Origin of the sequence: Nocardioides sp., from assembly GCF_047607185.1 — a bacterium.
Lineage (GTDB): Bacteria > Actinomycetota > Actinomycetes > Propionibacteriales > Nocardioidaceae > Nocardioides.
Genome location: NZ_JASGDQ010000045.1, coordinates 1 through 12559, shown reverse-complemented (window position 1 = coordinate 12559; position 12559 = coordinate 1). Strand labels below are relative to the sequence as shown.

The following is a 12559-nucleotide window of genomic DNA, read 5'->3' as shown; positions in this document are numbered from 1 at the left end:
CCTGCACTTCTGCCGACTGGGCGGTTGTGGGACCTGCACTTCTGCCGACTGGGCGGTTGTGGGACCTGCACTTCTGCCGACTGGGCGGTTGTGGGACCTGCACTTCTGCCGACTCGCGGCGTCAGTCGGCGACCGCCTCGTCCGCCTCGACCGCCTCGACCGCCTCGTCCGCCTCGACTGCGGCGTCGCCCGTGACGTCGTGGGCCAGCCGGTCCGCCAGCTCGATCCCGCCAAGCGGCTCAGGGTGCCACCTGGTGAGGGTCCAGCCGCTGTCGGGGTCGCCCTCGAGAACGCACAGGCCGGTGTTGTGGAGCCGCTGCTCGACGGCGTGCTCCGGGCCGACATTGACCGCCCGGGTGGCCGACCAGAGGCGGATCGCGGCACCGTGGCTCACCACTGCGACGGTCTCCTCGGGGTGGGTCGCGGCGATGCGGGCGATCGCGGCGTCGTACCGCTCGAAGAAGCCGTGCCCGTCCTGCCCGCCGGGGATGGCGTGAGCGAGGTCGCCGTGGGCCCAGCGGCTCAGCGTCTCGACGTAGGCCGCCACGGCGTCGTGGTCGGTGCGCATCTCGAAGTCGCCGGCCGAGATCTCCTCCAGCCCGTCGCTCACCCGGACGCCGAGACCGCGCGTCGTCGCCAGCGGGGCGGCGGTGAGCTGGGTGCGGGTCAGCACCGAGGCGTAGACCGCCGCCACCCCCTCGTCGGCCAGCACTCTCGGGATGGCCTGGGCCTGCGCCTGTCCCAGGGCGGTCAGCCCGGCACCGGGACGAGCGGTGTCGAGCGCGCCGGCGACGTTGTTCGGTGTCTGGCCATGGCGAATGAGAAGGAGACGCATCACCGACAGGCTACTGGCCTGTCGCGGCTAGGCCTTGGCCTGCACCCGGGGGTGACCCTCGAGCTGTCGGTGCTCGGCAGCGCGACGGCTCGCCATCGTGTGCGCAGCCATCGACACCAGCACCGCCAGCGAGATGACGATCGCGACGGGGACGACGGCGGGGCCGTCGCCGACGCCGATCAGCACGGCTGCGACCGCTCCCGCGCCGAACTGGGTCGTGCCCATCGCCGCCAGCGCCAGGCCCGCCGCGCCGGGGGCGGCGTCGGCGGCGTAGCTGAACGAGGTGCCGCCGAGAGCTCCCCGCGACCCGCACACGCACAGGAAGCCGAACAGCACGGCCGGCACGACGGCCACCTCCAGTGCCGCCAGGCACAGCGCCGCCGCGCCGAGCAGCGAGAGCCACAGGCCCGACCACATGATGGCCTCCCGGCCCACCCGAACCACCAGCCAGGTGCACACCACGGAGGTCACCAGCATGGCCAGCCCGTTGGTCGCGAAGTCGAGGGCGTAGTGCGGGGTGCTCAGGCCGATCTCCTCGGCGACGAACGGCGAGCCCGAGATGTAGGCGAAGAGCCCGACGGAGCCCGCCGCGGTGACCAACAGTCGCCAGCGGAAGGCCGCATTGCCCGCGAGTCCGGCCAGCCGCGGGCCCAGGGTCCGCACCGCCCTCGTCGTACGTCGCTCGGGCGGGAGCGTCTCGGCCACCGAGAGGGCCAGGACCAGCAGGCCCAACTGGGTCAGCCCGATCGCGAAGAAGATGGCCCGCCAGTCGGCGACGGCGCCGATCGAGGCGCCCAGGGTCGGCGCGACGATGGGGCCGAGCGCGGAAACGGTGCCCATCGCGATATAGGCGCGGGCGGCGCGCCGCCCCTCCAGCAGGTCCGCAACCATCGCCCGACCGCTCACCGAGGCCGCCGCACCGCCGAGGCCCTGCAGCACCCGTCCGGCGAGCAGCAGCGTCGCCGTCGGCGCGAGCGCGCAGACCACGCTGCCGAGCACCAGCAGGACCGATCCGCCGATGACGAACGGGCGTCGGCCGTGCGCGTCCGAGAGCGCCCCGAAGAAGAGCTGGCACAGCGCGAACGGGAGCAGGTAGGCGGTCAGCGTGGCCTGCACCGCCGTGGACCCGACCCCGAGCGCGTCGGCGATATGGGGGAACTCCGAGAGGTACATGTCGGTGGCCATCGGGGAGATGGTCGCCAGTCCGCCCAGCAGCACCGATCGCCGCAGCCCCAGCGGACCTCTCACCGCGGACACCTCATTGGGCAAGTCACAGCGCAAGTCACAGGGCAAGTCACAGGGGCCTCGGCAGTCCCGCCAGCACCGCCAGCGCCGCCGCACGCCGGATGGGGGCCGCGCCGGGCTGCTCGTTCAGTCGCATCGCCATGCCGTCGCGGCCGCCGTCGAAGGCCGGCCACTGCGGCAGACCGGGCCCGTTGGGGTCGAGATCGGCGACGAATCGGGCCCAGGCGTCGGCCGTCGAACCGGCCAGCTCGCGGTCGCACTCGCGCCAGTCCCAGGGGCGGCAGTCGAGGTTGTCGCTGATGTAGGGCAGCTCCGCGGTGTGGAAGACGCCGTAGCCGGCGCCGCCGTCCGCGGGCGGGACGAGGTCGAGACCCGCCGGCAGCGGCGGAGCCTGGTCGAACTCGTAGACCCAGGTGGGAGCCTCGCTGGTCGCGACGTGGGTCCGGGCCCAGGCGAGCACCGGTCCGGCGAACTTCGCGTCACCGGTGAAGGCGCGTGCCGAGGCCTGCAGCCGGGCGTCGTCGACCGGGTAGTGCTCGGCCAGTACGGCGCCGTGCGGGCCCTCGAGGATCCGGGAGCGCAGCGCGGGAAGGGCGGCGGCGGGGGTGAAGTTGGCGCCCTCGTCGGTGTTCCAGCCGGCGAGCAACGGGACGGAGACCTGGCCGCCGCGCTCGAAGACGGCATCGGTCTGCTCGGTGACCACCCGGCCGTCGACCACGACGCCCAGATGGGCGTCGAGCAGGAACGACGCGCCGCTGAGGCGGCGCAGCCGGGCCAGCGGCGCCTTCGCCAGCGGGCCCAGCGCCGCCAGGCCGTGCTCCTGGGCCTCGGTATGGGAGGGCAGCGCTCCCTCGGCGCGGTAGACACCCGCGGCGCTCTGGCCGATCGCTGCCCGGAACAGACCGCGTCCCAGGTGGCTCGCCATCAGATGGGTGACCACGACGGCACCGGCGGAGTTGCCGCCGAAGGTGACCTTTGCGGGGTCGCCGCCGAAGGCGACGATGTGCTGCTGCACCCACTCCAGTGCGGCCAGCGCATCGAGGACGCCGTAATTGCCGCAGGCGCCCAACTCGTCCTCGGCCGCCAACTCGGGATGGGCCAGGAAGCCGAGTATGCCCAGCCGCACCGACAGGGTCACCACGACGATGCCGCGCCGCGCCAGCGCCGCACCGTCGTGGACCTCCTGGCCGCCGTGACCGAAGCGATTGCCGCCGCCTTGGAGGAAGACCAGCACCGGCAGTCCCGAGCCGCCGGGATCGGGCGTCCACACGTTGAGGTAGAGGCAGTCCTCGCTCATCACCAAGGCGTGGGAGTCGGCGAAGTTGGCGTGCCACATGATGTTGTCCCGCGGCGGCTGCCCCTGCAGCGGCGCCGGGGCGAACCTCTGGGCGGGTCGCTCGCCCTCCCACGGCTCGACCGGCGCCGGCGGCCGCCAGCGCAACGGGCCGATCGGCGGGGCGGCGTAGGGGATGCCGGCGAAACGGGCGACCGAGCCGACGCCGCTGCCGCGTAGGAGGCCATCGGAGGTACGGACCAGAACCTCGTCCATCAGCCGGAGACCAGCTTGTTCTCGATCCGGCCGAGCCCGGAGACCTCCACCGACACGGTGTGGCCGGGGGTCATGTAGAGCGGAGGGTCACGGCGGTCGCCGACGCCGCCGGGCGTGCCGCTGAGGATGAGGTCGCCCGGCTGCAGGGTGGTGAAGGTCGAGATGGTCGCGATCAGCTCCGCCACGCCGAAGATCATCAAGTCGGCGGTGGTGCGCTGCACCTCCTCCTCGTCGTAGTGCACCACCATCTCCATGTCGGCGAAGTCCGGCGCCTCCTCCGGGGTGACCAACTCCGGCCCGATCGGGGTGGCGGCGTCCCAGGCCTTGCCCTGCAGCCATTGGTGGGTACGTCGCTGGAAGTCGCGCATGCTGACGTCGTTGGCGACGCTGTAGCCCGCGACGTACCGCAGGGCCTCGGACTCGGCGACCCGGCGGGCGGGCGTCCCGATGATCACCGCGATCTCGCCCTCCCAGTCGACCCGGTCGGACTCCGGTGGCACCGGGATCGGGTCGTAGGGTCCGGCGAGGCTGCTGGCGAACTTGGTGAACAGGACCGGATAGGAGGAGTCGTCGCGCCCGGTCTCGGCGATGTGGGCGCGGTAGTTGAGACCGACGCAGACGACCTTCTCGGGGTGGGGCACGACGCTTCGCAGGGTGGCCGTCTCGCGGGGAAAGGCCGCGCCGTGGTCCAGTGGCGGGTCGGCCAGCAACGCGGTGGGCGTCTGGGCGCCCAACTCGGTGACCTGCCGGAGCGGGATGAGCAGGTCCCCCTCGACAAGAGCGGCGTACGGGCGGTTGTCGTGATAGCAGGAGACGAAGCGCATGACGGGGGGTCCTTGCTGGGGACGGGGTGACCAACGTCGCTAGTGTTGCACAAAGTGGCGACACTTAGCGGTCTGCGGGCCTGGAGAGGTCTACCGTAAAGCGTCGTCGAGGACGAGAAACGATGTGATGCGAGTGTCGCCACTTCGCCGGCGGACAGGACGTCATACGCTGTGGTCGGCGGAGCAGCCACAGCGGATGACGTCGCGCGAGAAGAGGGTGAACAGTGAGTGAGCCGGCCGTGGTTGCGGAGCGCGACCTTTCCGAGGAACTGGTCCGACTGCTGAGGCTGGGGGAGCGCCGCGAGCCGGCGGTCGCCCAGATCGCCATCTGGATCGGCCTCGGCATCGTCGAGGGACGGCTCAAGCCGGGTGAGGACCTGAACTCCGTCGAGCTCTCGAACAGGTTCAAGACCAGCCGTACGCCGGCCCGCGAGGCGTTGATGCTGCTTGAGTCCGAGGGCCTGGTCGAGATCCGGGCACGCCGTCGGCCGCGAGTGGCCTCCTTCACGCAGAAGCAGGTCAGGGAGATCTACTTCGTCGTCAGACACCTGCTCACGGTGGTGGGAAGGCTGGCGGCCGACTACGTCACCGACGCCGACATCCCCGGGCTGAAAGAGCAGCTGGCCGGGATGGAGGGCGCGGTCCGGCGCGGTGACCTCGACGACTACATGTGGGGACACGTCAACCTGCAGCGGCGCTACGTCGAGATCGCCGACAACCAGATCCTCGGCGAGATGCTGGACACCCTCGCGCTGCGCACCCTCGTGCTCCGGCGCAACTCGCTCGCGCACGAGGGCCGGCTCGCGGAGAGCCTCGCCGACCAACGGCGCATCCAGGATGCGATCGTCGCCCACGACGGGGAGCTGGCGGCGCTGCTGCTCTCTCGCGCCACCGACGCCGCTCTGGCCGCCATCGACCCCTCCGAGCTCCCCAGCGGCTGAGCGAGGGCCGTCCACGGGTCAGCGGCCCTGGTCGCGCAGGATCCGATCCAGCCGCGGGTAGACGCGACGTGCGTTGCCGGAGAGCAGTTGCTCGCGTCCTGCCGCGGTCAGCCCGGCGACGTCGGCGTAGTGGTCGACGTACCTGAGCGTGTCGTCGAAGTAGTGGCCGGTGGTCGGGTCGATGCCGCGTACCGCACCGACCATCTCCGAGCCGAACAGGACGTTGTCGTGGTCGATCACGCTCAGCAGCAGGTCGATGCCGGGCTGGTGGTAGACGCAGGTGTCGAAGAAGACGTTGCGCATCAGATGAGTGTCCAGTGACGGCTTGCCGAGCATGTCGGCCAGTCCGCGATAGCGACCCCAGTGGTAGGGCACCGCGCCGCCGCCGTGCGGGATGACGAGGCGCAGTTCGGGGAAGGTCGCGAACAGGTTGCCCTGCAGGAGCTGCATGAAGACGACGGTGTCCGCGGCCAGGTAGGAGGCCCCGGTGGCGTGCATGGCCGGGTTGCAGCTGGCCGAGACGTGGACCATCGCCGGCATGTCCAGCTCGCACATCGCCTCGTAGAGCGGGAACCAGTAGGGGTCGGTCAGTGGTGGGGCAGTGAAGTGGCCACCGCTGGGATCGGGGTTGAGGTTGAGTCCCACGAAGCCCAGGCCGGCACACCGGCGCAGCTCGGCGATCGCCTCGTCGAGCCGGCCACCGGGGGTCTGCGGCAGCTGGCAGCCGCCGGCGAAGTGCTCCGGGAACATCTCCACCACCCGGGCGATGAGGTCGTTGCAGGCCCGTGCCCAGGCGACATTGGCCGGCAGGTCGCCCTCGTGGTGGGCCATCGCCGAGGCCCGAGGCGAGAAGAGCGTCAGGTCGGCGCCGCGCTCGCGCAGCAGCCGGAGCTGGTTCTCCTCGACGGAGGTCCGGATCTCGTCGTCGGAGACATCGGGGTAGGAGGGGGTGGCCGCACCCGCGAGCAGCGCCGCGAGCTGGTCGGCGCGCCACCGGGTGTGGGCTGTCGGGACGGTCGTGTAGTGACCGTGGCAGTCGATGATCAATCTTTCGTTCCTTCCTGCAAGGTGACGACAGTTGCTCTCGCACCACGAAAACTGATCTCTAGGTTGACGGTGAGCGCCGAGTCGTGAGTGATGGACATCACAGCACTATGGTTGATAGTGTCGACAGTCGACAAGTGATTTCGTACAGCGGAAGTTGCTGTGGTGAGTGAATCGCGCGGATGAGGAGTTTCGTGATGACATGCATCGCACGGAGTGGTCGGCGGTCGACGGCCGCCGCGGTGAGTCTGCTGGCGGGCCTGGCGCTGGCGGCCTGCGGCGGCGGATCCGACACCGTCGAGGAGACTGAGAGCGGGCTGGTGTCGATCTCGGTGATGCGCCCGGCGAACACCGGCTTCGAGCCGGTCGTCCTGGCGGACGAGCAGGGATTCTTCGAGGAGCAGGGGCTCGAGGTGACCTTCGTCGAGGCGAGTGCCGACACCTCCGCGAACATTCCGCGTCTCCTCAACGGCGAGGTCCAGTTCGTCAACGGCGGCGCACCGCAGGCGATCAAGGCCGTGGCCAACGGGGTCGAGGTCCGCCTGATCACCGGCGTTCAGGGCTCGACGGCGGGCGCCGCTCCCACGGACGGTCTGCTGGTGCCGCCAGGCAGCGCCGTCACCTCCTTCGCCGACCTGGAGGGCAAGAAGATCGGCCTCTCGGGTATCGGCGGGACCACCAACCTGGTCAACAACATCCTGGCCCGACAGGCCGGGGTCGATCCCTCCGCCTTCACCTACGTCAACCTCGATCCCTCCGCCCTGCAGGAGGCGGCCTCCTCGGGTCAGGTCGACGCGATCTTGCCGTTCGGGCTCTACTACTCCAAGGCGGTCGCCGAGGGATTCGTCAGCCTGACCGACGGCACCACGGAACTGCCCGGCACGCTCCAGATCGGCTACCTGACCACCACCGAGTATCTCGACGAGCACGCCGACATCGTCGAGAAGTTCAATGCGGCCATCGCCGAGGGCGTCGCCTACGCCAACGACAACCCGGATGCGGTGCGCGACACCCAGCGCGAGTACACCGAGCTGCCCGACGACTACATCGACGCGATGGAGCCGATCCCCTACTCCACCGAGATCAACGTCGACACCACCCACGCCCTCGCCGAGGAGCTGGTGAAGATCGAGGCCATCGACGCCGTACCTGCTGACGAGGACATCTTCTGGTCGGAGGCGCCGACGACGTGAGCACGACGATCCAGCAGGCCCGGACCCGACCGCCGCCGACCTCGGGCAGGGCAAGCCTGCGCCTCCAGCAGGTGGCCGCCTTCGCCGTCGCGGCCGGGCTCTGGTTCGTGTTCGCCCGCTCGGGGATGGTCAGCAACTCGGTGCTGCCCCGGCTGGAGCGGGTCGCCTCCACGCTGTGGGATCTGGTCAGCACCGGCGGCTATTGGCTGGCCGTCCGGCAGACGCTGCAGAGCTCGCTGATCGGGTTGCTCGCCGCCTTCGCGGTGGCGATCCCCGCGGGGTTGCTGACCGGCACCTATCCGCTCGGCGAGCGGCTGACGCGAATCTCGATCGACGTCGGTCGCTCCTTCCCGGTCGTCGCCCTGCTGCCCGTGTTCCTGCTGATCCTGGGAGCGAGCCAGCGGATGGAGAGCACCGTGATCTTCTGCGCCTGCGTCTTCCCGTTGTTCCTGCAGGCACAGTACGGCGCCCGCGACGTCAGTTCCGGCGTCAAGGAGACGGCGCGGGCCTATCGGATCGGCGGCCTGCTCCTGTTCGGGAAGGTGATCCTGCCCGGGGCGCTGCCCTCCATCATGACCGGGCTGCGGCTGGCCGCTTCGACCTCGGTCCTGGTCGCCGTCGGGGTGGAGATCCTGAGCGCCAGGCCGGGTCTCGGGCACCAGATCTCGACCGCGCAGCTGGACGGGGACGCGCCGCAGGCCTTCGCCTACGTCGTGACCGCGGCCTGCGTCGGGTTCGCCGTCAACTGGGGCTGTGAGCGGGCCGAGCACCACTTCCTGCGCTGGCGTATGGAAAGGGGCAGCTGATGCGATCGCCGTCGATGCGTCACTGGGGACAACTCGTCGTGCTCCCGGTCGTCCTCGTCGTCGTGGTGTGGGTGATCACCGCCGACAGCGGCTCGATCTACTTCCCGCCATTGTCCGAGGTGCTCGGAGCGCTCGGCTCGGGCGTGGTGGAGGGCAGTCTGCTGAGCGACCTCGGCTACAGCATGCGGAATCTGATCCTCGGCCTCGCTCTGGCCTCGCTCGGCGGCGGGCTGCTCGGCATGGTGATCGGCATCCACGCCCACACTCGGGAGGTGCTGATGCCGCTGCTGGCGTTCCTGCGCGCGATGCCGCACGCGGCGTTCGTCCCGGCCGTCATCCTCACCCTCGGCATCGGGGCGGCGCCGAAGATCCTGTTGATCGCGTTCTCGACGTGCTGGCCCGTCCTGCTCAACACCATCAACGGCGTCCGGGGGATCCATCCCGCAGTCATGGAGACCGCCGCCGTCTATCGGATTCCCTGGCACCTGCAACTGCTCAAGGTGGTGATGCCCGGCGCGCTGCCGCAGTTCCTCGCCGGGCTGCGCATCTCGGTCTCGGTCGGCCTGGTGATCGTGGTGATCTCCGAGCTCTACGGCTCGGCGGAGGGCATCGGCTACTTCATCCTGCGCAGCAGCCAGAACTTCGCCGTGGTGGACACCTGGGCCGGCACCGTCCTCATCGGGATCGTCGGCTACCTGCTGAGTCTGCTGCTGCTCCTCGTGGAGCACGCCCTGCTCGGCTGGTACGAGCAGCGAGCGCCGCGCTCGCGGCCCTCGCGGGCCGGCAGCGGCCTGCTCCGACAGGGTCCGCGACTCGGCAGCCGGCACGAGCGCCGCCAGCCCGGAGCAGCCTGAACCGATGCCGGCACACAGCTACCGGCGCGACACTCCTCGGATAGGAAGGAACACACAGATGGGCGACAAGACCCTGATCACCGGCGCTGCCGTCTTCGACGGCACCGGAAGCGCACCCGAGCGCCTCGACGTACTCGTGGAGGGCAACCGCATCGTCAAGGTCGGCGAGGACGTCTCGCCGACCGACCGCGACGGGGCGCTGGTCATCGACGCCGAGGGGGCTACCCTGCTCCCCGGGCTGGTCGACGGCCACACCCACCTGGGCTTCGGCAGCACCATCGAGCACACCAGCTCGCGACGCGACCCGGAGGCCGAAAAGATCCTGCTCATGGCGCATGGGGCTCGGGTGATGCTCGACTCGGGCATCACCAGCGCCTACTCCGGAGGAAACCGGATGCCGCACGCGGAGGTGGCCGCGCGCAAGGCGTTCGCCGAGGGCTGGCTGCCCGGGCCGCGCTTCCGGGCCGCGTCCTGGGAGGGGAGCGTCAGCAAGCAGCTTCCCGGCGTCTTCAAGTTCCCCGGCATCGAGAACCGCGAGTCCCAGCCGCAGGCCGTCGCCGCCTTCGTCGAGGAGATGGCCGGCATCGGGGTCGACATCGTCAAGCTCAACCTCTCCGGGGAGAGCGCGCTGGACCCGATGACATCGCGCATCATCCAGTTCACCGACGAGGAGGTCGCCGCCGCCGCGGCCACCGCGACCCAGCACGACATCTGGCTCAGTGCCCACGCCCATTCCGCCGACGCGATCAAGCTCGGCGTGCGCAACGGCGTACGCACGATCTACCACTGCACCTTCGCCGACGAGGAGGCGCTGGACCTGCTCGAGGAAGCCCGCGACCGCATCTTCGTCGCGCCCACGCCGGGCATCATCTACGCGCACCTGCACGACACCGACCAGCCGATGGACGACGGCATGGAGGTCGTCCCGACCCACGACAGCGTCCGCAAGGTCGTACCGCAACTGCACGCCCGCGGCGTACGACTGGTGATAGGCGGCGACTACGGCTTCCCGTTCAACCCGGTCGGCAAGAACCTGCGCGATCTGCAGCTCTTCGTCGAATGGTTCGGGTTGACGCCGGCCGAGGCGCTGCGGGCGGGCACCTGGAACGGCGCCCAGCTGATGGGCTTCGGAGAGAGGCTCGGACTCGTCCGGGAGGGCTACCTGGCCGACCTGGTGCTGGTCGAGGGCGACCCGCTCGCGGACATCTCCCTCATGCAGGACCAGAGCAGGCTCACCATGGTCATGAAGGACGGCTGGATGCACAAGACCCCGGCCGCACGCATCGAGGCTCGGCAGGCGGTGGGCGTGCGATGACCGATCATCCGGTCCCCAGCGAGCGGGCGCGGGAGCTGGTCGCGGGCGCCTACGACACCCACATCCACGTCGCTCCCGACGTGATGCGTCGGCGCATCGACGACCTCACCCTGGCTCGGCGGTTCGCGGAGGTCGGCCTGGCCGGCTTCGTGCTGAAGTCCCACTACGTCCCGACCGCCGAGCGCGCCGCCGTGGTGCGGGCGGCGGTCCCGCAGACCGACGTGCTGGGGGCGCTGACCCTCAACGGATCGGTCGGCGGGATGAACCCCACCGCCGTCGAGATCGCCGCCCGCAGCGGAGCCCGGATCGTCTGGTTCCCCACGGTCGACAGCGCCAACCAGCGTGCCTCGCGCGCCCAGGCACCGGCCGACTCGACACCGCCGATGTGGGCGGCGCTGCAAGACGACCTGCGCTCGCTCGGCATCTCTCCGCCCGCCGTCGAGGTGATCGACGAGGCAGGCCGGGTGCTGCCAGACGTGGACGCCGTCCTCACCCTCATCGCCCGTCACGACCTGGTGCTGGCCACCGGCCACCTCGCCGCAGCCGAGATCCTGGCGGTCACCCGGCGCGCCGTCGAGCTCGGCGTGCAGCGGATCGTGGTCACCCACCCGGAGTTCACCTCGCAGCGACTCAGCGTGGCCGACCAGTGCGAGCTCGCCGAGTACGGCGTGCTGCTGGAGCGCTGCTTCACCACGCCGTACACGGGGAAGGTGGCCTGGCTCGACATGGTCGAGAACATCCGGAAGGCCGGGCCGAGCCGCTCGGTGCTGTCCAGTGACCTCGGCCAGCCCTTCAACCCGCCGGTCGAGGACGGCATCGCGCTGATGGCGGACTGGCTGCTCGCGGAGGGCTTCACCGACGACGAGGTGCGGACCATGACCGTCGACAACTCGCGCCGCCTCGCCGCCGCACCGGCGGTGGCCCTCGACGCGCCCGCGGAGGCGTAGGCGATGGACATCTTCGACACCCACACCCATCTGATCACCGACGACTTCGAGCGCTACCCGCTCATCGAGGCCGGCGCCCCCGGCGGGCACGCCGGAGTGCCCGCCAACCCGGCCGGCGTCAACTTGCGCGAGCGGATCACCGCCTCACCGCTCACCGCCGAGGCGGTGCTCGCGCTGTGGTCGCGGGCGGGGGTCTCGGCAGGAGCGGCGGTCCAGTACCGCACGGCGTACGGACTCGACAACTCCTACCTGCTCGACGCCGCGACCAAGCACCCCGCCGAGATCAGGCCGGTCATCGTGCTCGACGCCGCCGACCCGAACACCCCGCAGCTGCTGGGTTCGCTCGTCGAGGAGCACGACCTGGCCGGTGTTCGCATCACCGGCGGGATGACCCCGGCCGGCGAGTTTGCCTGGCTCGACTCCGAACGGGCGCTGGCGACCTGGGCCGAGGTCGAGCGGCTGAGGATCCCCATGGTCGTGATGTCGGTGCCGCCCGGCACCAACGAGGCGGCCTTGCGGCGCATCGGCGTCCTCGCCGACCGGTTCCCCGACGGACAGATCGTCATCGACCATGTGGGCTGGCCGGTGGACGGCCACGGCTTCGCGCCCGCGCATCGGGAGCTGGCCGAGCGGGCCAACGTCAACGTCAAGGTCACCACCGAGAACTTCGACCTGGTCAGTGAGGCAGGCGCCGACTCGGCCGAGTTCTTGCGCAGGGTCGTCGATCTCTTCGGTGCGGACCGGGTGATGTGGGGGTCCGACTTCGGCAACGCCCCGGGCGGATACGCCGAGATGGTAGCTCGGGCCCTGGACGCGGTCGCGGACCTGACGCCCGACGAGGCCGCGGCCGTGATGGGCGGGACGGGTCGTCGGGTCTTCGGCTAGTGGTCGTCTCCGGAAGTTCGTCCCGGGTCTGCGCGGCCCAGGCACACCCATCGCGGCGTTGGCGCCGCTCGGAAGACGCCCGGTATGCCGTCGCGACGCCGCCTTGCGCTGCGCGCACCTG

The 12559-nt window shown here is 70.5% G+C and carries 12 protein-coding genes; 7 read left to right on the top strand and 5 right to left on the bottom strand.

All coding sequences use genetic code 11. The annotated features are described in order from the left end of the window. Positions 1-121: 121 nt before the first annotated feature. Genes QM595_RS04485 through QM595_RS04470 form a run of 4 tightly spaced genes read right to left on the bottom strand, consistent with a single transcriptional unit; the run spans position 122 to position 4453 of the window. Positions 122-835 carry a histidine phosphatase family protein gene (locus QM595_RS04485; protein WP_415170329.1) on the bottom strand — a complete coding sequence of 238 codons (714 nt, stop codon included), beginning with the start codon at positions 833-835 and terminating at the stop codon, positions 122-124. A 27-nt stretch (positions 836-862) separates the two neighbouring features. Further along, positions 863-2083: a Bcr/CflA family efflux MFS transporter gene (locus QM595_RS04480; protein WP_415170328.1), complete on the bottom strand. Its 1221-nt coding sequence runs from the start codon at positions 2081-2083 to the stop codon at positions 863-865. A 46-nt stretch (positions 2084-2129) separates the two neighbouring features. Continuing rightward, positions 2130-3629: a carboxylesterase/lipase family protein gene (locus tag QM595_RS04475; protein ID WP_415170327.1), complete on the bottom strand. Its 1500-nt coding sequence runs from the start codon at positions 3627-3629 to the stop codon at positions 2130-2132. Continuing rightward, positions 3629-4453 carry a fumarylacetoacetate hydrolase family protein gene (locus tag QM595_RS04470; RefSeq protein WP_415170326.1) on the bottom strand — a complete coding sequence of 275 codons (825 nt, stop codon included), beginning with the start codon at positions 4451-4453 and terminating at the stop codon, positions 3629-3631. The genes QM595_RS04475 and QM595_RS04470 overlap by 1 nt, the downstream gene beginning before the upstream one ends. Positions 4454-4677: 224 nt before the next feature. On the opposite strand from QM595_RS04470, the gene QM595_RS04465 reads away from it, so the two are divergent. Beyond that, positions 4678-5394: a GntR family transcriptional regulator gene (locus tag QM595_RS04465; protein WP_415170325.1), complete on the top strand. Its 717-nt coding sequence runs from the start codon at positions 4678-4680 to the stop codon at positions 5392-5394. Positions 5395-5412: 18 nt separating this feature from the next. On the opposite strand, the gene QM595_RS04460 is transcribed toward QM595_RS04465, so the two are convergent. Beyond that, positions 5413-6441, bottom strand: coding sequence for an amidohydrolase family protein (locus QM595_RS04460; protein WP_415170324.1), 1029 nt, complete (start codon positions 6439-6441; stop codon positions 5413-5415). Positions 6442-6635: 194 nt separating this feature from the next. Between QM595_RS04460 and QM595_RS04455 the strand changes: the two genes are divergently transcribed. Genes QM595_RS04455 through QM595_RS04430 form a run of 6 tightly spaced genes read left to right on the top strand, consistent with a single transcriptional unit; the run spans position 6636 to position 12438 of the window. Continuing rightward, the gene (locus QM595_RS04455) at positions 6636-7631 is read left to right on the top strand and encodes an ABC transporter substrate-binding protein (protein WP_415170323.1); all 996 of its coding nucleotides are present in this window, start codon (positions 6636-6638) and stop codon (positions 7629-7631) included. After that, positions 7628-8437: an ABC transporter permease gene (locus QM595_RS04450; RefSeq protein WP_415170322.1), complete on the top strand. Its 810-nt coding sequence runs from the start codon at positions 7628-7630 to the stop codon at positions 8435-8437. Before QM595_RS04455 ends, QM595_RS04450 begins: the two co-directional genes overlap by 4 nt. Continuing rightward, positions 8437-9291 (top strand): ABC transporter permease, encoded by an 855-nt coding sequence (locus tag QM595_RS04445; protein WP_415170321.1) that lies wholly within the window; start codon positions 8437-8439, stop codon positions 9289-9291. Before QM595_RS04450 ends, QM595_RS04445 begins: the two co-directional genes overlap by 1 nt. 58 nt (positions 9292-9349) lie before the next feature. Further along, the gene (locus tag QM595_RS04440; protein WP_415170320.1) at positions 9350-10606 is read left to right on the top strand and encodes an amidohydrolase family protein; all 1257 of its coding nucleotides are present in this window, start codon (positions 9350-9352) and stop codon (positions 10604-10606) included. Then, positions 10603-11553 (top strand): DUF6282 family protein, encoded by a 951-nt coding sequence (locus tag QM595_RS04435; protein WP_415170319.1) that lies wholly within the window; start codon positions 10603-10605, stop codon positions 11551-11553. Before QM595_RS04440 ends, QM595_RS04435 begins: the two co-directional genes overlap by 4 nt. Positions 11554-11556: 3 nt before the next feature. Further along, on the top strand, positions 11557-12438 hold the full coding sequence (locus tag QM595_RS04430; RefSeq protein ID WP_415170318.1) for an amidohydrolase family protein: 882 nt from the start codon (positions 11557-11559) through the stop codon (positions 12436-12438). Positions 12439-12559 lie beyond the last annotated feature (121 nt).

Bases quoted from the DNA above. Each gene is read 5' to 3' on its own strand.
- QM595_RS04485 (WP_415170329.1), bottom strand. From the start codon at position 835: ATGCGTCTCCTTCTCATTCGCCATGGCCAGACACCGAACAACGTCGCC.
- QM595_RS04475 (WP_415170327.1), bottom strand. From the start codon at position 3,629: ATGGACGAGGTTCTGGTCCGTACCTCCGATGGCCTCCTACGCGGCAGC.
- QM595_RS04470 (WP_415170326.1), bottom strand. From the start codon at position 4,453: ATGCGCTTCGTCTCCTGCTATCACGACAACCGCCCGTACGCCGCTCTT.
- QM595_RS04455 (WP_415170323.1), top strand. From the start codon at position 6,636: ATGACATGCATCGCACGGAGTGGTCGGCGGTCGACGGCCGCCGCGGTG.
- QM595_RS04445 (WP_415170321.1), top strand. From the start codon at position 8,437: ATGCGATCGCCGTCGATGCGTCACTGGGGACAACTCGTCGTGCTCCCG.
- QM595_RS04440 (WP_415170320.1), top strand. From the start codon at position 9,350: ATGGGCGACAAGACCCTGATCACCGGCGCTGCCGTCTTCGACGGCACC.
- QM595_RS04435 (WP_415170319.1), top strand. From the start codon at position 10,603: ATGACCGATCATCCGGTCCCCAGCGAGCGGGCGCGGGAGCTGGTCGCG.
- QM595_RS04430 (WP_415170318.1), top strand. From the start codon at position 11,557: ATGGACATCTTCGACACCCACACCCATCTGATCACCGACGACTTCGAG.